Source organism: Streptomyces sp. RPT161 (assembly GCF_027533845.1).
Taxonomy (GTDB): domain Bacteria; phylum Actinomycetota; class Actinomycetes; order Streptomycetales; family Streptomycetaceae; genus Streptantibioticus_A; species Streptantibioticus_A silvisoli_A.
In genome coordinates this window covers 262,922-284,237 of record NZ_JAPZVN010000009.1, presented here as the reverse complement: position 1 = coordinate 284,237, position 21,316 = coordinate 262,922, and the positions used below count along the sequence as shown (strand labels likewise).

At 69.5% G+C, this 21,316-nt stretch carries 16 protein-coding genes and 2 pseudogenes; 11 read left to right on the top strand and 7 right to left on the bottom strand.

The window, feature by feature from the left end; all coding sequences use genetic code 11:
* Positions 1-144 precede the first annotated feature (144 nt).
* The 3 genes from O5O46_RS20250 to O5O46_RS20240 form a co-directional block, all read right to left on the bottom strand.
* Entirely contained in the window at positions 145-1,230 is a 1,086-nt protein-coding gene (locus O5O46_RS20250) for a glycosyltransferase family 2 protein (protein WP_269856914.1), read from the bottom strand.
* Positions 1,227-2,900 carry a carbamoyltransferase family protein gene (locus O5O46_RS20245; protein WP_269856913.1) on the bottom strand — a complete coding sequence of 558 codons (1,674 nt, stop codon included), beginning with the start codon at positions 2,898-2,900 and terminating at the stop codon, positions 1,227-1,229. The genes O5O46_RS20250 and O5O46_RS20245 overlap by 4 nt, the downstream gene beginning before the upstream one ends.
* Positions 2,901-2,963: 63 nt before the next feature.
* Positions 2,964-3,923: an NAD-dependent epimerase/dehydratase family protein gene (locus O5O46_RS20240; protein WP_269856912.1), complete on the bottom strand. Its 960-nt coding sequence runs from the start codon at positions 3,921-3,923 to the stop codon at positions 2,964-2,966.
* Positions 3,924-4,255: 332 nt separating this feature from the next.
* On the opposite strand from O5O46_RS20240, the gene O5O46_RS20235 reads away from it, so the two are divergent.
* From O5O46_RS20235 to O5O46_RS20210, 6 genes are all read left to right on the top strand, one after another.
* Positions 4,256-4,411 (top strand): DUF6131 family protein, encoded by a 156-nt coding sequence (locus tag O5O46_RS20235; RefSeq protein WP_269856911.1) that lies wholly within the window; start codon positions 4,256-4,258, stop codon positions 4,409-4,411.
* A 207-nt stretch (positions 4,412-4,618) separates the two neighbouring features.
* On the top strand, positions 4,619-4,963 hold the full coding sequence (locus O5O46_RS20230) for a DUF3147 family protein (RefSeq protein WP_269856910.1): 345 nt from the start codon (positions 4,619-4,621) through the stop codon (positions 4,961-4,963).
* 80 nt (positions 4,964-5,043) lie between these two features.
* Positions 5,044-5,418 (top strand): DUF3147 family protein, encoded by a 375-nt coding sequence (locus O5O46_RS20225; RefSeq protein ID WP_269856909.1) that lies wholly within the window; start codon positions 5,044-5,046, stop codon positions 5,416-5,418.
* A 205-nt stretch (positions 5,419-5,623) separates the two neighbouring features.
* Positions 5,624-6,946 (top strand): UDP-glucose dehydrogenase family protein, encoded by a 1,323-nt coding sequence (locus O5O46_RS20220; RefSeq protein WP_269856908.1) that lies wholly within the window; start codon positions 5,624-5,626, stop codon positions 6,944-6,946.
* Between the two features lie 315 nt (positions 6,947-7,261).
* The gene (locus tag O5O46_RS20215; RefSeq protein ID WP_269856907.1) at positions 7,262-7,696 is read left to right on the top strand and encodes a CBS domain-containing protein; all 435 of its coding nucleotides are present in this window, start codon (positions 7,262-7,264) and stop codon (positions 7,694-7,696) included.
* Positions 7,697-7,922: 226 nt separating this feature from the next.
* Positions 7,923-8,267 (top strand): STAS domain-containing protein, encoded by a 345-nt coding sequence (locus tag O5O46_RS20210; RefSeq protein WP_269856938.1) that lies wholly within the window; start codon positions 7,923-7,925, stop codon positions 8,265-8,267.
* Positions 8,268-8,626: 359 nt separating this feature from the next.
* Here O5O46_RS20210 and O5O46_RS20205 read toward each other — a convergent pair whose 3' ends face one another.
* The gene (locus tag O5O46_RS20205) at positions 8,627-9,409 is read right to left on the bottom strand and encodes an alpha/beta fold hydrolase (RefSeq protein WP_269856906.1); all 783 of its coding nucleotides are present in this window, start codon (positions 9,407-9,409) and stop codon (positions 8,627-8,629) included.
* A gap of 550 nt (positions 9,410-9,959) precedes the next feature.
* Here O5O46_RS20205 and O5O46_RS20200 point away from each other — a divergent pair.
* The gene (locus O5O46_RS20200; RefSeq protein WP_269856905.1) at positions 9,960-10,367 is read left to right on the top strand and encodes a nuclear transport factor 2 family protein; all 408 of its coding nucleotides are present in this window, start codon (positions 9,960-9,962) and stop codon (positions 10,365-10,367) included.
* 130 nt (positions 10,368-10,497) lie between these two features.
* Here O5O46_RS20200 and O5O46_RS20195 read toward each other — a convergent pair whose 3' ends face one another.
* The gene (locus O5O46_RS20195; RefSeq protein ID WP_269856904.1) at positions 10,498-10,929 is read right to left on the bottom strand and encodes a hypothetical protein; all 432 of its coding nucleotides are present in this window, start codon (positions 10,927-10,929) and stop codon (positions 10,498-10,500) included.
* Between the two features lie 327 nt (positions 10,930-11,256).
* Between O5O46_RS20195 and O5O46_RS20190 the strand changes: the two are divergent.
* The 4 genes and pseudogenes from O5O46_RS20190 to nrfD all read left to right on the top strand — a co-directional run bounded on the left by O5O46_RS20190 (position 11,257) and on the right by nrfD (position 18,218).
* Positions 11,257-12,722 (top strand): annotated as a pseudogene (locus O5O46_RS20190) (aminotransferase class I/II-fold pyridoxal phosphate-dependent enzyme).
* A gap of 208 nt (positions 12,723-12,930) precedes the next feature.
* Positions 12,931-16,234: pseudogene (fdh, locus tag O5O46_RS20185) on the top strand (formate dehydrogenase).
* A complete protein-coding gene (locus O5O46_RS20180; protein WP_269856903.1) occupies positions 16,231-17,136 on the top strand; it encodes a 4Fe-4S dicluster domain-containing protein in 906 nt (301 codons plus the stop codon). Before fdh ends, O5O46_RS20180 begins: the two are co-directional and overlap by 4 nt.
* Before the next feature lie 149 nt (positions 17,137-17,285).
* Positions 17,286-18,218: an NrfD/PsrC family molybdoenzyme membrane anchor subunit gene (gene nrfD, locus O5O46_RS20175; protein WP_269856902.1), complete on the top strand. Its 933-nt coding sequence runs from the start codon at positions 17,286-17,288 to the stop codon at positions 18,216-18,218.
* Positions 18,219-18,408: 190 nt separating this feature from the next.
* Here nrfD and O5O46_RS20170 read toward each other — a convergent pair whose 3' ends face one another.
* Together O5O46_RS20170 and O5O46_RS20165 are read right to left on the bottom strand one after the other, a co-directional pair.
* A complete protein-coding gene (locus O5O46_RS20170) occupies positions 18,409-19,773 on the bottom strand; it encodes a multicopper oxidase family protein (protein ID WP_269856901.1) in 1,365 nt (454 codons plus the stop codon).
* 509 nt (positions 19,774-20,282) lie between these two features.
* Complete coding sequence (locus tag O5O46_RS20165; protein WP_269856900.1) at positions 20,283-21,296, bottom strand: SDR family oxidoreductase; 1,014 nt, start codon at positions 21,294-21,296, stop codon at positions 20,283-20,285.
* Between the last annotated feature and the right edge of the window lie 20 nt (positions 21,297-21,316).

Genomic DNA, 21,316 nt, shown 5'->3' with positions numbered 1-21,316 from the left:
GTGGCCAAGCCGCGGGGAGCGCGACGCGCGTGCCGGGGCGGGCTCGGTGGATGAGGAGCAAGGGCTGATCGGCCTTCGGACCGGCTGGTGCCGGCCGCGGCGCCGTGCGCGGCCCACCGCCAACTTCCGTAAGACTTCGGGTGCTTACCGCCATCCCCGCACCCGCTCCCTGGCGACAGGCCGAACGCTTGGCCGCGAAACGCCGCCGCCCGTAGGGGTCGGCTCGCTGACCGAACACGCCTTCCAGGGCCTCACCTGACGGTGGCGCCACCAGCCTCGCAACCAGTGACCGCAGGCAGCGGGCGGGATCAGCGCACTGGTGAGGAGCATGTCCGTCACCTCGCGCGCGTTTCGCGGGCCGCGCAGTATCCGGGTCAACGCCAACTCGGCGGTACCGGCGAGCCACACCGCGGCGCACGCCCCCGCGGCCCGCGGGCGACGGGCGACCGCACAGGTGGCGGCAGCGACCGCGGCGCCGGTGACGGCCAGGTGGACTGGCAGCCGACCGCGCCTGGCTCCCGCCCTGCGCCACCAGCCGCGGCCGTGCAGTCGCGTCATCAGGACATCGTCCGCGTTGCCCGCTTGGGCCCGCACCGAGACCCAGCGGTCGGTCCGGCGCACGGGGTGTTCCGTCTGCCGATCGCCGACGACCAGCGTCCATCCCGCGTCCTTCACCCGCAGGGCGAGGTCGGAGTCCTCGCGGAAGGCCCGCCGGAAGCGCTCGTCGAATCCGCCCACCGCCTCCAGGGCCTGACGGCGGTAGGCCATGTCGGCGGTGATCCACCGGGCGGTGGCCAACGAGGCGGTACAGCGTTCCCAGTCGGTGGGAGCACGGTGGGAAGGCAGCGGCACCCGGATATGCCCCTGGACGCCGCCGACCTCCGGTCCCGCCCGCGAGAGATCCCTGGCCAGTTCGCGGGCCCAGTTGCCACTGGGCAGCGTGTCGTCGTCCAGGAAGACGATCCACGGCTCCGTCGTGGCGCTCCACCCCGCGTTGCGGGCGCCAGCCGGGCCGTTGCCGCAGCTCGCGACGATTTCCACTCGTTCGCACAGAGCTGTGGGAACAGTCACCGGCAGCGGATTGCAGTCATCCAGCGGGCGGTCGTCCACGATGACCACTCGGCGCGGTAGCGGCCCGACGCTTTCGGCCAACGCGGCCAGGCAAACGTTCAGACTGGGCCGTCCGACCGTTGGGATCACCACTGCGTAGGGGAGTTCGGTCTCGCTCACGGCGGTACCTCCCTGGTGCTCCGGTCGCGGTCGAACAGGCGGGACCGCCGGACCGCGAACGGCCCGATGGCCAACAGGTCGACCGGGCTCGAACCGAAGCACTCCAGTGCGTCGCGAGGGTCGTCCACCATCGGGCGTCCGGCCGTGTTGAGGCTCGTGTTGACCACCACCGGCAGCCCCGTGCGACGTTCGAAGTGCGCCAACATCCTGGCGACCAGCGGTTCCCGCTCGGGGTCCACCGTCTGGATGCGCGCGGTGCCGTCCACGTGCACGACCGCCGGGATGCGTTCGCGCCACGGCTCGGCCACCTGGTGGACGAACAGCATGTACGGGCTGGGCAGGGGGCCGTCGAACATCTCGGCGGCTCGCTCGGCCAGGACCATGGGGGCCACCGGGCGGAACTGCTCCCGCCCCTTGACGTCGTTGAGCCGCTCCAGGTTCCCCGCATGCCCGGGATGGGCCAGCAGTGAGCGGTGCCCCAGGGCACGCGGCCCGAACTCGGCGCGGCCCTGGAACCAGGCGACGATGGCGTTGTCCGCCAAAGCGTCGGCAACCGCTGCGGCGATGTCGGGGGGCCGCTCATAACAGACTCCGGCCCGCTTCAGCCACGCCTCCAGTTCGGCGTCCGACCAACCCCGGCCGAGATCCGCCCCCGGCATGGGACGCGGCCGGTCGCCGCCGAGCGCCGCGATCCGCAGCGCCGAGCCAAGAGCGGTCCCGGCATCCCCCGCCGCGGGCTGGACCCACACCCTGTCGAACGGGCCTTCCCGCGCGATACGGGAGTTGGCGACGCAGTTGAGCGCCACGCCCCCAGCCATCGCCAGCAGCCGGTCGTGAGTGCGGCCGTGCAGCCAGCGCACGAGGTCGAGGAGCACTTCCTCCAGCACCTTCTGGGCGGAGGCGGCGAGGTCGGCGTGCTGCTGGTTCCATGCCTCGTCACCGCGGCGCGGGTCGGCGAACTGTGCCCAGGGCACCCCGGCGGCGTGGAATCCGCCGTCGCCGGTGGCGTATACGTGCCGGCGCAGTTCTGCCGCCATGCGTGGAGTGCCGTAGGAGGCGAGCGCCATCACCTTGTACTCGTCGCTGGAACGCAGGAATCCGAGGTGCTGGGTGAGTTCTTCGTAGACCAGCCCCAAGGAGTGCGGCAGGCGCTGGCCGGCCAGCGGTTCCAGGTGCCCTCGGGTACGGCGCGCGGCCAGGTGGGAGGTCGACTCTCCACGACCGTCCAGCACGAGTACCGAGCAGGGGTCGGCGTCACCGTCCGCGGCGTATGCGGCCGAGGCGGCGTGGGCTTCGTGGTGCGGCACGAAGGACACCTGCTGGGGGTCGAGACCGGGAAGTGCCTCGGCGAGGAACGCGGGTGCCTCGCGGGCGTAGGTCTGCCGTAGGTGGTCCCACGGGTCCTCCAGCCCCAACTCCTCGGCGCTGCGAGCCAGTAGGGGATCGTAGGAGTAGCCGACCAGATCGATGTCCTGCGGCCGAAGGCTCGCCTCCGACAGGCACCAGGCGATGGCACGCTCCGGCAGCTCCCACGCCGAGAAGGGCACCGGCCGCTTGCCGTGCTTGCGTCGGGAGAACCGCTCCTCTTCCGCCGCGTCGACCACCCGCCCGTCGATAACGAGTGCGGCCGCGGGGTCGTGGAAAAGGGCGTTGACGCCCAGGATGCGCATGGCGGCGCCTTTCGTTCCGCTGGTCCACTGCTACGGGCCGGAGCGTGGCTGGTTGTTCGCGGGTCAGGTCTCCGGATGGTCCCGGAACCAGGCGATGGTGCGGGCCAGCCCCTCACGGGCGGGTGTGCGTGGTTCCCACTGGAGCTTGTCGCACGCCAGCGAGATGTCCGGACAACGGACTGACGGGTCGTCAGTTGGGCGTTCGACGAACCGGATCTCCGACGCCGAGTCGCACAACTCGGTGACCAACCGAGCCAGTTCGAGCATGCTCAGCTCGTCGGCGTTGCCGATGTTGATCGGACCCGACAACTCCGACGCCGCCACGGCCAGCACGCCTTCGACAGTGTCGTCGACGTAGGTGATGGACCGCGTCTGACTGCCGTCGCCGCTGACGGTCAGCGGCTCACCAGCCAGGGCCTGGCGGATGAACGTCGGTACCGCACGGCCGTCCCGGGCCCGCATACGCGGTCCATAGGCGTTGAACAGCCGCACGATCGCGGTGTCCACGCCATGCACACCGGCCTCTGCCGTGGTGAGCGCCTCCGCGTACCGTTTCGCCTCGTCGTACACGCTCCGGGGGCCGACCGGATTGACGTTGCCCCAGTAGCGTTCACTCTGCGGATGCTGTTGCGGATCGCCGTAGACCTCGGAGGTCGAGGCGAAGACAAAGCGCGCCTGGTGTTCCCTGGCGAGCGCCAGCGCGTGGGCGGTCCCGAGACTGCCGGCCTCCAGAGTGTGGAGCGGAAGCCTCAGGTAGTCGGCCGGCGACGCGGGCGAGGCGAAGTGGAGCACCAAGTCCACCGGCTCCGGCACGGTGAACGGCTCGGTGACATCGGCTCGCAGCAGGGTGAAGCCATCGCGTTCGGCCAAATGGGCGACGTTGGCGGGCGAGCCCGTGCAGAAGTCATCCACGCAGATCACCTGCGTACCTCGGTCGATGAGGGCCGTGCACAAGTGGGAGCCGACGAAACCCGCTCCTCCGGTCACCACCGCTCTCGTCCACCGTCGCCTGGGAGCCCGCATGGCTTCTCCTCTTGGTCGGTGAGCGGCCCGGCTCAGGCCGAAGCCGATTCACGCCGCCGTTACGGCGTCCGAGTACTTAGCCTGCGTGAGTCGTCACCGTTGCGCGACCCGAGCGACTTCTCCCCGTTGGCACCGCACGAGCCGGAGATGCACGGACAGGGAGTTGCCGGGAGTCGAACGTGCAACCCCCCGAGGTGGAAACGCCCGTCAAGCAAGGCGATGACGCCACTGGTTGAGCTGCGGCCGATGGCGGTGGCGCGGCGCCGGTTGCCGCCGGGGGTGCGCGGGATCATCGTGGAACAAGGGGCCTGTCCGAGAGTTCGGAGGCTACAGTGATCATCTTGGGCATTATCTGCCTCATCGTGGGCTTCCTGATCAAGATCGCCATTCTGTGGACGATCGGCATCATCCTCCTGGTGATCGGTGCGATCCTGTGGCTCCTGGGAGCGGCTGGACACGCCGTGGGCGGCCGACGGCACTACTGGTAGCCGGGACCACGAAACTGGTAGCCGGGACCACGAACGCCCTCGGCGTGCGGCGAAGAGAAGGAGGTCTTCCGCGCGCCCGGTCGACGCCACCACCTCGCCGAACGCCGAGCGTGGCAAACGTTTCCGGCACGCCGGTGGCTTACGCTCATGGACCAGTAGCGTTTCCACCCGGAACACCCGGCGGTCCAGAGCCGCTCTTGCGAGGCCATGAAATCTCTCTTCGAGATCTGCCTGAAGGCCGTGATCGGCGGCCTGTTCGTGGTCTGCTTCGCTCTCGTGGCAGAAGCCGTCCAGCCCAAGCGCCTGGCGGGAATCTTCGCCGCGGCGCCCTCGGTCGCGCTGGGAAGTCTGATCGTGACCGTTGCCTTCAAGGGGCACCACGATGCCGCAATCGCCGCACGGGCCATGGGAATCGGAGCGGTCGCCTTCACGGCGTACTGCCTGGTGAGCGTCCCGGCACTGGGCAGGCTGGGGGCCCTTCGGGGCTCCGCCACAGCGCTCGTCGCCTGGATCGCCGTGGCCACTGCCATCGCACTGGTCGTCGTGCGATGACGCCATCGGCGAACGGTGGGCCTCGTGGTGAGGAGCACTCTTCCGGCCGGATCGAGTTCGACCTTCGCGCCGCTTGGCGCATGCCGCGCAGGGACCTCCTCATCCGCTTCGCGTTCGGGGTCGGTGTTTCCGCCGTGGCCGCGGTCGTGTCGGCCGGGGTAGGGCCGTTCGAGGGAGGCATCCTGCTGGCTTTCCCGGCCATCTTGCTGGCCAGCGTCACGCTTGTGGCCAAGGAGGAGGGCCTGAGGATGGCACGTGATGACGCCCGTGGCGCCGCGCTGGGCACCCTCGGGTTGCTCGCGTTCGCCGTGTCGGCCGCGATCCTGCTGCCTCGTCACTCCGCTTGGCTCGCCCTCGGCGCCGCCACCGCGGCCTGGGCGGTTGTCTCACTGCTTGCCTACGGCGTGGCCCGAGCGGTGGGCCACGGCGGTGATGAACCCCCGCCCAAGCGGTAGCTGCCTGCGTATGCCGGTCCTCATGCCGACCCGCTGCCGGCAGACAGCGGGGGAGATGCGGACGGTGGCTGACGCGGCGTTACGCCCGTGCGCATGACTTCTGACCGAGGGACTCTGGTGGAGCCAGGTCGTGGCGACCGACGGCGAGATACCTCGACTGGCCGGGAGTCCCGGGCGGGCGAGAAGAGAAGGGAGCGTTGGCCCCATGCGCGTATCCGTTATCGGCTGTGGCCATCTGGGCATCCCGCATGCTGCGGCGATGGCCGAGATCGGCCACGAAGTCATCGGCGTCGACCAGGACCGGGCGAAGGTCGACCGGCTGAACGCGGGCGAGTGCCCCATCTACGAAGAGGGCCTGCCCGAACTGCTCGCCGTCCACACGGCGTCCGGGCGGCTGAGGTTCAGCACCGACCTCACCGAGGCCGCTGCCTTCGCCGACGTGCACTTCCTCGCCGTGGGGACCCCGATCGACGCGGACGGACGCAGCTACGACACCAGCCAGGTCTTCGGAGCGGCAGGCGCCCTGGCCCCGCATCTGGCCCGCCCGTGCGTGATCATCGGCAAGTCCACCGTCACCGTGGGCACCTCGCGCGACCTCGCCGCCCTCCTCGCCCGTCTCGCTCCGGCGGGGGAGAGCGTGGAGGTGGTGTGGAACCCGGAGTTCCTGCGGGAGGGGCACGCCGTCGAAGACAGCCTCCGCCCCGACCGGATCGTCGCCGGGCTGTGCTCCCAGCACGCCGAAGACGTGGTGCGCGAGGTGTACGCGCCGCTGCTGCGCGAGCAGATCCCGCTGTACGTCACCGACCCGGCCACCGCGGAACTGATCAAGGGCGCCGCCAACGCCTACCTCGGCATGAAGATCTCCTTCATCAACGGTGTCGCCGACATGTGCGCCGCCGCCGGAGCAGACGTCATCCAGCTCACCGAAGCCATCGGCGTGGACCCCCGCATCGGCCGGGGCGGCCTCAACGCCGGGCCTGGCTACGGCGGAGGCTGTCTCCCCAAGGACGTTCGCGCCTTCACCGCAACCGCCCGCGCCCTCGGCGCCTCGGGGGCGGCCACACTCCTGCGCGCCGCTGAAGAAGTCAACGAGTCGCGCCCGGCGGCCGTGCTCACCCTCATCGAACAGACACTGGGGCGGCGCGTGGAGGGCGTGAAGGCCACCGTGTGGGGAGCGTCCTTCAAAGCGGGCACCAACGACGTACGTGAATCACCCGCGCTCGCCATCGCGACGCTCATGCACCAGCGCGGTGCCAAGGTCACCGTCCACGACCCGTACGCCGTCCCCACCGCCCTCGCGCGGCAACCCGAACTGGACTACGCCGAAGGACTGGAACAGTCCGTCAAGGGAACGGAACTTGTGGTCCTGGCCACCGAGTGGCCCCACTTCCGCCACGCTGACCCCGTCGCCCTCGCCACCCTGGTCGCGGACCCTGTCCTGGTCGATCTCCGAAACCTGCTGAAGGCTGATACGTGGCGTGGTGCCGGATGGACCGTACGGCAACTCGGGCGGCCCCCGGCGCTATGAGTGACGTGCCGTTTCCAGCTTGACACGCTCGACCGGACCATGGCAGCGAGCGTGCGGCGGCGAACTCCTGACGGCAGTGCTGGCCGTAGGCGCCCGCCTGTGGTGTGCGAACTGACATGGAACGCGCATGCGTGGTCATGCGTAGTGAGGAGGGCGCCGGGTAGGCGGACCCGCAGGATCGGAGCATGCCCGCAGACACCGGACGACTGCGGTGCTGGTGAGGGCAGCGTGGGGCACCGAGCGCTCCCAGAGGTCGAGCGCCCGTCACACGACGAAGTGAGGCTGGGAACGGCCTGAACTCACCCAGGAGAGATCATGACTACTGCAAAAGACATCATGCATCCCGGTGCGCAGTGGATAAAGAGCGAGGAGACGGTCGAGCGCGCGGCGCAACTGATGGCGCAGCTGGACGTGGGTGCGCTGCCGGTCAGCGACGAGAACGAGCGGCTGTGCGGCATCATCACCGACCGCGACATCGTGGTGAAGTGCGTGGCCAAGGGCCGGGACCCCGCCAGGACGAAGTGCTCTGAACTGTGCGAGGGGACCCCGCGCTGGGTCGATGCGAACGCGGACGTCAGCGAAGTGCTGCACGAGATGGAGAGCCACCGCATCAAACGGCTGCCGGTGGTCGAGAACAAGCGACTGGTCGGCATGATCAGTGAGGCGGACCTGGCCCAGCACCTCACCGACGACCAGATCGCGGAGTTCGTGGAGACCGTCTACACGAGGTCCGGCAGCTCGGAGCACTGACGGCCAGCTGCCCGCATCCGAGGCCAGGGCCTCCGACAGTGCTGGTGGCGCGTGGTCACCCACGCCGGGTGGCCCTCGCGCCCCAATCGCGTCACAGAGGCGCCCCGCGCTCTGACAAGCCCCTGCGGTCATGACCGCAATGGCATCGCGGCGAGACGAGATGCCCCGCGCGCCATCCAGGTCTTTACTGGAAGAACCTGCGACCACCGGGGGCGCTGTGACCGACATGATCGACGTTTCGGTCCATGAGACCGGTCCGGACACGTGTGTGGTTACCGTGGCCGGTGAACTCGACATCGTCAGCGCCTCCGCGGTGCAGTCCGCGCTGAACGCGGCCGTGGCCACCCATCACGACACCGTTCTCGACTTGGCCCGTCTGAGTTTTTGCGACTGCGGTGGGCTGAACGCCTTGATAACGGCCGCCCGAGCGGCCGAGGACCAGGGGGCTGACCTGCGGCTGCGCGGGGTACCGCATTGCCTGGTGCGGCTCCTGTGGCTGTTCGGCTCCTGCGATGATTTCGCCATCGAGTCCTTTCACTCGCAAGGGATTCCGTCTCCGCGTTCCTCGTAGAAGCCGTTCGTCTCGGGACGGGTGGACGCGGCGGTGACGTCGGTTCGGCATATCGGCGACGCCAACTCCAACTGCCCCTACCGAGGCCTGGTCGTTCATCCACCAGATCTGACCCGGCTCCACGCAGCGTTGGACGGGCGGCCAGCCAGCCCGTCCGACGCTGCGTTGGTGCGGGAACTCGGTCATGGACCCCAAGTGGCGTTCTGACTACCGTCGTTGACGGTCCGCTGTTGAGCGCAGATCAGAGGAGCGGGGCGCCCCAGACGGCGGCCAGGAAGGCGGTGTCCGCGCCCGCGGTCAGCGAGGCGGCGGTGATGCCGGTGAGTGCGGTCTCGGCCCGGGCGTCATGGGTGGACCCGTTACGGGCGAGCGTAGGCCCGGGTGGAAGCGGCTGCCGTGGCGGCTTGGAGGATGAGGTCGGTGACCGCTTCGGGGTGGGCGATCATGGCCACGTGGGAGGAGTTGATCTCCACGGTGTGTGAACCCGCGCGTTTAGCCTCGAAGCGTTCCTGGTTGGGGTTGATGGTCTTGTCCTGCTTCGCGACGAGGAACCACGACGGGATGTGCTTCCAGGCGGCTACCTTGGCCGGCTGCGAGAAAGCCGTCGTTGCCGCGGGCCGTTGGGTCACCGCCATGAGTTTCGTGGTGCTCTCCGGCAGGTCGGCGGCGAAGACCTGATGGAGCTTGTCGGGCTTGAGGTAGAGGTCGGTCCCGCTGGCGCCGCCGCCGGCCCGGTAGGGGACGGACTTCATGGCGGTGCCGAGTTCGCTGGGGAACCTGGCGGCCAGGGACATGCCGCTCTCACCCACGTCGGGCATCAGTGCCGATACGTACACCAGTGACTTCACCCGGGGGTTGCCTGCTGCGGCCGAGCTGTTCACGGCGCCGCCGTACGAGTGTCCCACCAGCACGATCGGGCCCTTGATGCTGTCCAGCACGGAGGCGATGTAGGTGGAGTCGCTGTACAGCCCGCGTAGCGGGTTGGCGGGGGCGATGACGGTGTAGCCACGGCGTTGGAGCCGTTCGATGACCCCGTTCCAACTGGAGGCGTCCGCGAACGCCCCGTGCACCAGCACGATGGTGGGCTTGGTCGCGGTCGTGGCCGTGGTCGTGCCGCCGTACGCGGTGGCAGGGGCTGCCACGCTCGTGCACAGCGCCACGGCACACCCGGCCGCGATGAGGTGTGAGCGACGTATTCGCCGCCATGAGGCGGGGACCGGAAATGCTGCCACGTCGTTCTCGCTTTCCGTGAGACCTACGGCATCTGAGTGTTCACCCGTCCGCACCCGCCGGGCGCGGCCACGCACTCCAACCGGGTCACAAAGGGGAGCCATGGGAGTGAATGCCGGAGTCAACGGGTGTGCGTTCCGATTCACCGCCCACCGCCGTGCGCGGAGCACCGGCTCGACTGGCTTTCCGTCGTAGAAACCATCCCACTGCGACGCGAACTGCCGTTCGCCTCGGGGGCACGCCATTGGCCTTCGCCGTGGAAGACAGCCACCGTTCCGTGTCACGACGCCGTCGTCTATCTCGGCCCACCAGGCGGCACCTGTCACCGTGTGACATCCTGCCGCTGAAGCAGGGGCCGTTCCCTTCACGGATGGTGGCTCGCCACAGCGCCTCGCGGGCCCACGCCACGCGCTCCCGGTGTGGTTCGCGCTCCACGGACAAACCCGGAGAGGAGTGCCCGGTATGGACGACGTCCGCGAAGAACGCATGGCCCTTTTCAGGAATCTGGAGAGCCCCGACACCCAAACCCGGTTCTGGGCCCGGGTGTCCGACGATGTCGACTGGACGGTCCAGGGCACACACCCGCTGGCCGGCCGCTATCACAACAAGCAGGCGTTCATCGACGCGACGTTCGGCCGTTTGGCCGGTGTGCTGGCTGGTGGGGTGAAGTTGGCGGTCCAGCGGCTGTTCATCGACGGTGACACCACGATCGTCGAGTTGTTGTCCACGTCGACCACCAACGAGGGCGCGTCGTTCACCAACACCTACTGCTGGGTCTGCCGTTTCGACGGCGACACCATCGTGGAAGTGCGGGCGTATCTCGACTCGATGATGGTGGCCTACACGATCCTGCGCAATGAACAGCGTTGAGACCGGTCATCGCGGCGGCTCTCGGCCACCGGCGAGGTCGCCCGTGCGCAACCGGCGGTCGGGGGCGCGCTACCGGGTGAGCGTCCCAGCCGGTTGAACTCGCCTTGTCGAAGGCGGACTTGTCGGGTGGTCAGGGGCGGCGGCAGCGCTGGGCCAGACCGTCGATGACCAGGGACAGGCCGATGCCGAGCACCCAGGAGTCCTTCGCCAGCGGCAGCCCCTGCTGGGTCGGGCGCAGCGAGCCCGGCTCGCGCATGCCCGGGGTGCGCAGGTACAGGGTCACGGTGCCCAGGGAGAAGGCGGTCAGGGCCGCGCCGGCCAGTTCCGCCGGCACCACCGGGGTCAGCAGCGCGGCGCCGATCGCCAGTTCCGCGGCGGAGAGCAGCCGCACGAAGCGCTGTGGAGGTAGGCCGCCCACCACGGGAAGGGCTCCGGAGGCGAAGCCGTGCAGGCTCTGCGCGGTCTCCTCGTCGGCGTTGCGCTTGGACAGCCCGGAGTTCAGGAAGAACGCGCCAACCGGGGCTCTCAGCGGCAGTTGGCGGCACAGCGCCCGCACGTCCATGGCAACCTCCACTAGGGTCCCGGCCGGGTGCCGGCGCGCCGGGTCCATTTCCAACGCGTGGTCAACGCTAGTGCCGCCCGGCACGGCCCGCATGTGCTCAGACCGTTCGGACGAAGTCGAAGTCACGCATGTTGGCGCCGCTGACGGCTGTCTGACCCGAGGGCCGATCAGGCCGCGGCGGGACAGTTCGAGCGATGGTACGGACGGGCGTAAGAGGTTGCCGATGCGGTGGCCCACAGGCGAGCCGCGGCAATGTCGGCGTCCATGCTTGCAGGGTGGTGGTGCGGCATCAGTTTTCCCTCTTGAGGAAAGGGCATCCGGCACCTCATGGACCATTCGCAAGCTCCGGTACTCGACGCTCTGGCGGCCTACCATGAGAGCGGTCAGCTTCCGTTCACCCGCCCGGCCACAAGCAGGGCCGAGGAGCCGATCCGCGGGTACGTGCGGTTCTGGGCGACGCCGTGTTCCGTTCCGATGTCCTGGCGGTCAGCGGGCTGGACGACCGCACCTCCTCGCACGCCGTTCTGGAGCGGGCACAGGAGTTGATGGCGGACGCGGTCGGCGCCGAACGCACGTTCTTCTCCACGTCCGGGAGTTCGCTGTCGGTCAAGTCGGCCATGCTCTCGGTCGCCGGGCCGCACGAGAAGCTGCTGGTGGGCCGGGATGCCCACAAGTCGGTGGTCTCCGGGCTGATCCTGTCCGGAGTGCGGCCGATCTGGGTGGATCCGCAGTGGGATCCGGATCTCCATCTGGCGCACCCGCCGGCCCCCGAGGCGTTCGAAGCCGCCTTCCATGACCACCCCGACGCCAAGGGCGCCCTGGTCACCAGCCCCACTCCTTACGGGACATGTACGGATCTGGCCGCCTTGGCCGAGGTCTGCCACGCGCGGAACAAGCCACTGATCGTGGACGAGGCATGGGGCGCCCATCTGCCGTTCCACCCCGACCTGCCCACCTGGGCCATGGACGCGGGCGCCGACGTCTGCGTCACCTCCGTGCACAAAATGGGCTCGGGCCTGGAACAGGGCTCGGTCTTCCACCTCCAGGGCGGTCTCATCGCGCCGGAGGTGCTCAAGGCACGGGAGGACCTGCTCGGCACGACCAGCCCGTCGGTGCTGCTGTACGCCGCTCTGGACGGATGGCGGCGTCAGATGATCGAGCACGGCCGCGCCCTCTACGACGACGCGCTTGCCCTGGCCACCCGGGTCAGGGACCGGATCGACCGGATCGAGGGAATGCGTGTCCACGGCCGTGAGGACTTCTGCGGTCCCGGATGCGCCGCGGACATGGATCCGCTCCAGGTCATCGTCGACATCGCCGGCCTGGGAACCACCGGATACCGGATGGCGGACTGGATCAGGGAGCACCACCGGATCAACCTGCACCTGGCCGACCACCGCCGTATCAGCGCCCAGTTGACCCACGCGGACGACGAGGAGACCACCGGCGCCCTGGTCGCCGCGTTCCAGGACGTGGCCGAGCACGCCGCGGACCTGCGCCCCGCGCCAACCGTGGAGGTGCCCTCTCCCCGTGACCTTCGACTGGAACAGGTGGTGCTGCCGCGGGACGCCTTTTTCGGGCCCGCCGAGCAGGTGCCGTGGGAGAAGGCCGTGGGCCGGATCACCGCGGAGATGCTCACGCCCTACCCGCCCGGGATCCCCGCCGCACTGCCCGGAGAGCGCCTGAACAGCGATGTGCTGCGCTACCTGCGCTCCGGTGTGGAGGCAGGCATGGTCATCCCCGACGCAGCCGACAACCGGCTCAACAGCGTCCGCGTGGCCATCGAGCAGTAGGCGTACGGCCCGTCAAGCCTGCGTCGCCGGTGACCTCGTCCGCAGCTGGTACGTCTCATGACTCATGCCGGGACCCAGCAGGGGCGAAGGGCCCTGCGGTGTGGATCACGGCGGATGGCCCCGACTGCGACGTTGGGAGGGGCAGGGGTAGGCAGGAGTTACGGGGGTACGCGGGCCTGCGGTGATGCGTGACGTGCAGGAGGACCGTATGGGTGTCCGCAAGTTGCTCGAGGACTGGCCGGTTTATCGACAGCTCACCGGCTCCGACCCGCTCGGCCGGGGCGCCGCGGCGCGGTCGAGGACCACGGAGCGGCTGACACCGAGAACCGCCGAGGCGGATCGCGTGGTCGGTTCGGTCTGCCCGTACTGCGCGGTCGGCTGCGGGCAGCTGCTCTATGTCCAGGACGATCAGGTCGTGCAGATCGAGGGTGATCCGGACTCGCCGATCAGTCGGGGCAGGTTGTGCCCCAAGGGCTCGGCCACCCTGCAGCTGACCACCGGGCCGGCCCGGCTGCACGAGGTGCTCTACCGGCCGCCACACGCGAAGGACTGGCAGCGGCTGGATCTGGACACGGCCATGGAGATGATCGCGGACCGGGTGATCGCCACCCGTCGCGAGACCTGGCAGTGGGAGCAGGACGGACTGCGCGTCGCCCGCACCATGGGCATCGCCAGCCTCGGCGGCGCGACGTTGGACAACGAGGAGAACTACCTCATCAAGAAGCTGCTGACAGGGCTCGGCGTGGTCCAGGTGGAGAACCAGGCCAGGGTCTGCCACAGCGCCACGGTCGCGGGCCTTGGCACCTCCTTCGGACGCGGCGGCGCCACCACCTTCATGCAGGATCTGCAGAACTCCGACTGCATCGTCATCGAGGGTTCCAACTTCGCCGAGGCCCACCCCGTCGGCTTCCAGTGGGTGATGGAGGCCAAGGCACGCGGGGCCAGAATCATCCACATCGACCCGCGGTTCACCCGGACCAGCGCTCTTGCCGACGTGCACGTCCCCATCAGGGCGGGCACCGACATCGCCTTCCTCGGCGGAATCATCAACCACGTCCTGACCGAGGAGAAGGACTTCCGCGACTACGTGCTCGCCTACACCAACGCCGCCACCCTCGTCAGCGAGGACTTCCGCGACACCGAGGACCTCGACGGCGTCTTCTCCGGCCTGGACCGGGAACACCGCCACTACGACCCCACCAGCTGGCAGTACGAGGGCTCGCGGGTCCAGGCGGCATCCGGCGAACGCGACCAGCAGTACGGGGCGCGTACCGGACGCGACGACCAGGACCAGCCCGGCGGTAAGGGTGGCGAGCGGCGAGCCAGGATCATGGCCGCCGGCGGCTCCGAGAGTCACGGCTCCGGCGGCGCCCGAACGCGGCCCACCCCGGAACGCGACGAGACGCTACGGCACCCGCGCTGCGTCTACCAGGTCCTCAAACGGCACTACGCGCGCTACACCCCGGAGATGGTCGAGAGGACCTGCGGTGTGCCGCGCGAGACCTTCATGGAGGTCTGTGACGCCCTCACCGCCAACTCCGGTCGCGACCGTACCTCCGCGTTCGTCTACGCCGTGGGCTGGACGCAGCACTCGGTCGGCTCGCAGTACATCCGCGCGGCCAGCGTGCTGCAACTGCTGCTGGGCAACATCGGCCGCCCCGGCGGCGGGATCCAGGCGCTGCGCGGCCACGCCAGCATCCAGGGCTCCAGCGACATCCCCACGCTGTTCAACCTGCTGCCCGGCTACCTGCCCATGCCGCACGGCCATGCCCACGAGGACCTGGACGCCTTCATCGAGGCCAACCGCACCGAGAAGGGTTTCTGGGGCAACATGCGGGCTTACATGGTGAGCCTGCTGAAGTCCTACTACGGCGACGCGGCCACCGCGGACAACGACTACTGCTTCGACCACCTGCCCCGGCTGACCGGCTCGCACAGCACGTACGACAGCGTCATGGCCCAGCTGGAAGGCACCTGCAAGGGCTACTTCCTGATGGGGGAGAACCCCGCGGTCGGCTCGGCCAACACCCGGCTGCAGCGCCTGGGCATGGCCAACCTCGACTGGCTCGTGGTCCGGGACTTCTCGCTGATCGAGTCGGCCACCTGGTGGAAGGACGGCCCGGAGATCGACACCGGCGAACTGCGCACCGAGGACATCCGCACGGAGGTCTTCTTCCTGCCCGCCGCCGCCCACACCGAGAAGTCCGGCTCGTTCACCAACACCAACCGCTGGCTGCAGTGGCACCACGCCGCCGTCGAGCCGGCCGGCGACGCCCGAAGCGACCTGTGGTTCATGTACCACCTCGGCCGCCGGATCAAGGGGAAGCTCGCCGGCTCCAGCGACCCGATGGACCGCGCCATCCTGGACCTCACCTGGGACTACCCGGTCGAGGGGCCGCTGAAGGAGCCGATCGCCGCCTCCGTACTCGCCGAGATCAACGGCCACCACGCCGACGGCAGCCCGCTGAGCGCCTACACCGAGCTGGCTGACGACGGCTCAACCGCCTGCGGCTGCTGGATCTACTGCGGGGTGTACGCCAACGGCGTCAACCAGGCGGCACGCCGCACGCCGCACACCGCACAGGACTGGGTCGCCGCCGAATGGGCCTGGGCGTGGCCGGCCAACCGCCGGGTCCTGTACAACCGCGCCTCCGCCGCGCCCGACGGCACCCCGTGGAGCGAACGCAAGGCGTACATCTGGTGGGACCCCGAGCAGGGCGGGTGGACCGGTCACGACGTGCCCGACTTCATCCCCGACCGCGCCCCGGACCACGTACCGCCCGAGGGCGCCGTCGGGCCGGACGCGCTCCGCGGTGACGACCCGTTCATCATGCAGGCGGATGGCAAGGGCTGGCTGTACGCCCCCGCCGGACTGGTGGACGGACCGCTGCCCACCCACTACGAGCCGCAGGACTCGCCGTTCCCCAACGAGTTGTACGCGCACCAGCACCGCTCGCCGGTCCGCGAGACCCATCCGCACGAGGGCAACCGCTACCATCCAAGCGGGGACGAACCGGGCACCGAGGTCTACCCGTTCGTGGTCACCACTCACCGGCTCACCGAGCACTTCACGGCGGGCGGGATGAGTCGCTGGTCGCCGTACCTGTCCGAGCTGCAGCCGGAGATGTTCTGCGAGGTCTCCCCGCAACTGGCCGCCGAGCGGGGCCTGGAGCACACCGGCTGGGCGACCATCATCACCGCACGCAACGCCATCGAGGCCCGGGTGCTGGTCACCTCTCGCATCAAACCGCCTGACGGTACACGGCCGCACCGTGCACCAGATCGGGCTGCTCTTCCACTGGGGACCGAACGGTTGCAGCACCGGCGACGCCGCCAACGAACTGGTGGCCATCGCGCTCGACCCGAACGCCCACATCCAGGAGGACAAGGCGTTCAGCGCCGACATCCGCCCGGGCCGGCGCCCCACCGGCCCCGACCTGCCCCGCCTCGTCGCCGAGTACCGCGCGCGGGCGGGCATCACCGACCGGACCGGCACGGAGGTACGGCCATGACCGACTCCCTCGACCGACAGCTTTCCGGCCCCGAGCCCGACCCGGCCGGGGACGCCGGCCACGGGGAACACCCGCCCCGCGTCGGTTTCTTCACCGACACCTCGGTGTGCATCGGTTGCAAGGCATGCGAGGTCGCCTGCAAGGAGTGGAACGCCATCCCGGAGGACGGGCTGTCCCTGACGGGCATGTCCTACGACAACACCCAGGGGCTGGGCGCCTCCACCTGGCGGCATGTCGCCTTCATCGAGCAGTCGGCGCCCAAGGCGGTGCCCGAACCGCCGGCCACCGCGGACAAGCCGCCCAGCCCCGACGGGCGCACCGAGCTGCGCTGGCTGATGTCCTCCGACGTGTGCAAGCACTGCACCCACGCCGCCTGCCTGGACGTGTGTCCCACCGGCTCCCTGTTCCGCACGGAGTTCGGCACGGTCGTCGTCCAGGAGGACATCTGCAACGGCTGCGGCTACTGCGTGCCGGCCTGCCCGTACGGCGTCATCGAGAAGCGCGAGAGCGACGGCCGGGCCTTCAAGTGCACCATGTGCTACGACCGGCTGGGTGCGGGCCAGGAGCCCGCCTGCGCCAAGGCGTGCCCCACCGACTCCATCCAGTTCGGCCCGCTGGACGAACTGCGCGAGCGTGCCGCGCTGCGTGTCGACCAGCTGCGCGAGGCCGGGGTGCCGCAGGCCCGGCTGTACGGTGACGACCCCGGCGTCGGTGGCGACGGCGCGTTCTTCCTGCTGCTGGACGAGCCGGAGGTCTACGGCCTGCCGCCCGACCCGGTGGTGACCACCCGCGACCTGCCCGCCATGTGGAAGCACGCGGGAGCCGCGGCCGTCGCCCTGGTGGGCGCAGTGGCCCTGGCGTTCGCCACCTCCCGTTCCGCGGGGCGAAAGGTGACACGATGACCGGCACCGGCGCGTTCGGCGACGACAGTCACGGGGTGAGTCGGCGTGGCGTTGAAGGGGCGCGGCCCGGCAGAGAGGCGTCGCCCGCGGCCCCAGGCGATCCGGGCAACCGTCGGCGCCGGGGCCGTAAGCGCCGCGCTGAGGAACTCATGGTGCCCCAGGCCGAGTTCACCTCCTACTACGGGAAACCGGTGATCAAACCGCCGTCCTGGAGCGCCCGCGACATCGCCGGCTACTTCTTCCTCGGCGGTCTGGCCGGTGCCGGCTCGGTGCTCGCGGCAGGCGCGCACCTCACCGGAGCCGCCGCCACCGCGCGGGCCATGAAGGTCTCTTCCCTGGCCGCCGTCTCGCTGTCCGCCGCCGCCCTCGTCCACGACCTGGGCAGGCCGAGCAGGTTCGCCAACATGCTGCGGGTCTTCAAACCCACCTCCCCGATGAGCATGGGGTCGTGGCTGCTTGCCTGCTACGGGCCCGCCGCCGGGGCCGCCGCCTTCAGCGCGATCACCGGAAGACTCCCGCGGACAGGCGCCGCCGCGACCGCCAGTGCCGCGGTACTCGGGCCGGCCGTCGCCTCCTACACCGCGGTCCTCGCCGCCGACACGGCCGTACCGGCCTGGCACGACGCCCACCGCGAACTGCCGTACCTGTTCACCGCTTCCGCCACCGCGGCAGCCGCGGGGATGGCGTTGGTGCTCGGCCCGGCACAGGAGAACGGTCCGGCGCGCCACGCTGCCGCGCTCGGCGCCGTGGCGGATATGGCGGTGACCGAACTGATGGAGCGACGTCTGGGCATCGTCGCGCAGACCTACCAGGAAGGGCGGGCAGGCCGACTCATGCGAGCCGCCCGCTGGCTGACCGCGGGCGGCGCCGCCACCGCCGTGGTACTCGGCCGCCGCAGCCGCCCCGCGGCGGTGGTCGGTGGACTGGCGCTTCTCACGGGTTCCGCCTGCACCCGCTTCGGGGTCTTTCACGCAGGCGACGCATCCGCACGCGATCCGAAGTACACCGTCGTACCGCAGCGTGAACGGCTCCGGGAGCGGTCCTCGTACGGTACGACCGGCAAGGGAGACGACACCGGGTGACCCAAGGTGCCGCTACGCCGACCAGGCCGCCCGCGCCCGCGAGCGGGTCGGGCCTCCCTGCCAACTTGCCTTCACGGCAATGCGGTTGGCTCTCCCGGCCACCTGGCCGCTGACGCCGGTACGTCGTCGTCCGGCGTCAAGTGGTGGGTGTCAGGTTCACCCACCGGCGGCCCGGCACAGCGAACCGGCGTCACGAGCGCGGCGATGTGGCCGCAGGAGCCCGTCGGCCTGGAACGATGTTGAGTACGGCCATCATGCCTTTGTCCTCGTGGTTGAGGAGATGGCAGTGCAGCACCGTCTTCCCGACGAAGTCGGTGAAGTGGACCCGGACGACCAGGCTGCCGCGGAACGGGACGTTGACCGTCTCGTACCAGGCGTGGCCGCTGGGCGGAGGACCTCCGTTGATGCTCATGACCTGGAAGTGGTTGGTGTGCATGTGGAAGGAGTGGTCTTCGTTGGTCTGGTTGAGTACGGTCCACTCCTCGACCGTGTTGAGAGTCGAGGTGAAGTCCACCCGGTTCGGGTCGAACAGCTTGCCGTTGATGAAGAATTGGGTGCCCGCGGTGTTCTCGGTGTAGACAACGGTGTGCCGCGCGGCAACTTTGGCGTGGCTGAGGTCGTCGTTCGGCGCGAAGTCGGCGGGGATGGGGACCGGGGTTCTCGGCGCTCCTTGGGAGATCACCTTGGCAAGGTCCACCTGAGGGAACTGGTTGCCGGTCGGGCCGGAGTTGTAGGCGAGGGTGCGCAGCGGGACGCTGCCCGCCGGGCCGCCCTGCACGAGCACGTCGAAGCGGGAGGCAGCCGGGATGACGAGGCTGTCCGCGGCGTAGATCCGCTTGACGGGAAAACCGTCCTGCGCGATCACGTAGAACTTGGATCCCGGCAGGTGCAGGTTGTAGTAGATGTTGGCGCCGATGTTTGACAGCCGCCACAGCTGGGTCTCCCCCGGATGAATGCTGATCACCGGATTCTGCTGGCCGTTGACCGTCCGGTTGGTCGCGGCTCCGATGGTCAGCCCCTCGGTCTTGATCGAGTCGCCCGCGATCTGGTCGTCCTTGAGCGCGATGACGTGCTCGGTAATGTGGCGCAGTGACTCCGGCAGGTACTTGCGCAGCCCGTCGACGATGATGACGCCCGACTCGCCTCCGGCCACCTGGGCGGCGGACCGCGGGTCCTCGTGCGAGTGGTACCAGTATGTGCCGGGCGTGGCGGACGGCGGGAGCAGGTACGAGTAGTGATAGGTCTGGCCCGGCCTGATGGTGATGAAGATGTTGTCCGCGGGGCTGCGGGGGGACACATGGAGGCCGTGCACGTGCAGGTTCGTGCCTTCCCCCGTCCGGTTCGTCATGGCCAGGTCGAGCCGGTCACCAGGCCTCAGACGGAGGGTCGGGGGCATGTAGCGGCCGTTGTAGGTGAGGGCGAACAGGAGACGGGCGCCTACCCGGACCTTCCGCCGCTCCACAAGGATCCGTGCCCGCAGAACGCCGTGGCGGCTGACCAGCTCTGGCGGGTCCTCCAGCGGTAGTCCGGTGTGGGTCGCGGTGGAGGGGTTCACCTTGCTGTGGAGGGCCGACCATGGCGGGGCGGTGGCCGAGACTCCTGCGATGCCACCGGCCAACAAGGCGGCGGGAAGGGCCAGTCCGGTCAAAAGCCTACACAGGCTGCCTGATAGACGACGTATCACACCGGTCTCCCTATGGGTCGCTGTGCCGCCGGTGACGACTCGACGCTCTGCCGCTGGCAGTAGCACAGCCGAACCCGGCCGACGCTCACATCACACCGCACACCCGCCGACCGCGCACCTGATGGACGTCCATTCCGGTGCTGTGCCGCCTCGCGCGTATCACTGTGACCGCGGGGCGGCCTGACTGACATCGACCGGGGCTGCGGCGGCGGTCCAAGTCTTCTGTCCCACCGATGAACTCAAGCCCCCGCCTCCGCGTTCCTCATAGGCGTCGGGTGTACACCTCGGGACGGTGGAGGCTGCGGTGGCCTTGGGTTGGCGCACCGGCGACGCCAGCTCCAACTGCCAGGTTCGAGGCCTTGGTTGGGCGGCCGGGGCTCTTACCGGTTCCGAGCCATGCGTCGCCTCACCAGGCCGACCGCGGCGGCTCCCGCCGCCACCGCCGTGGACACGAGTAGGGGATGCCGGGCCATGGCGGCTTGAGGTGAGCGGGCTGCGGAGCGGTCGTCGAAGACGCCGTGTGCGCCGAAGTCCCGGCCCTTGTGGTCGTCGACGGGGTGCCAGAGGTTGTTCGGCCGTTCAGCGGTTGTCTTGTCGTCGGTCTGCTGGGAGCGGAATCCGGTACGGGCCAGGTAGCGGTCCAGGAGCGCGGGTGCCACGTTGTTGGCGAGTGTCGTCGCGACTGTGGACGCCCCTACGTAGTACTGCTTGCGGCGTGGGTGGTGGGCGGCGTGGACGATGGCGCGGGCGGCCACCTCGGGCTGGTAGATCGGCGGGACCGGTTGCGGGTGGTTCGGTAGCCGGGACAGGACCCACGAGAACTGCGGGGTGTTGACGGCGGGCATCTGTACGACCGTGATGTGGACGTTGCTCCCGTTGTGGAGCAGTTCGGTGCGCACAGAGGAGGTGAAGCCGTTGACGGCGTGTTTGGCGCCGCAGTAGGCCGACTGCAGGGGAATGGACCGTGCGCCGAGCGCTGATCCGACCTGCACGATCACGCCGGCGTCCCTGGGCAGCATCCGCCGCAGGGCGGCCCGGGTGCCGTTCACGCATCCGAGGTAGGTCACGTCGGTGACGCGCTGGTACTCGTCCGGTTCGATTTCGACGAACGGGGCGAAGACGGAGGTGAATGCCACGTTGATCCACACATCGATGGGGCCGAGCGACTCCTCGACGGTGCGTGCGGCTTCCTCGACCTGCCGGTGGTCGGCCACGTCGGTCGGTACCACCAGCGCTCGTCCACCGCTGGCGCGCACTTCGTCGGCGGCTGCCTCCAGCCCGGCCCGCCCGCGGGCGAGCAGCGCCAGCTTCGCTCCACGGCGGGCGAACATCCGCGCCGTTGCCCGGCCGATTCCGGCGCTCGCACCAGTGATGACGATGACGGGCTCGCTCATGGTGTGCCTTTCGGGAGGGT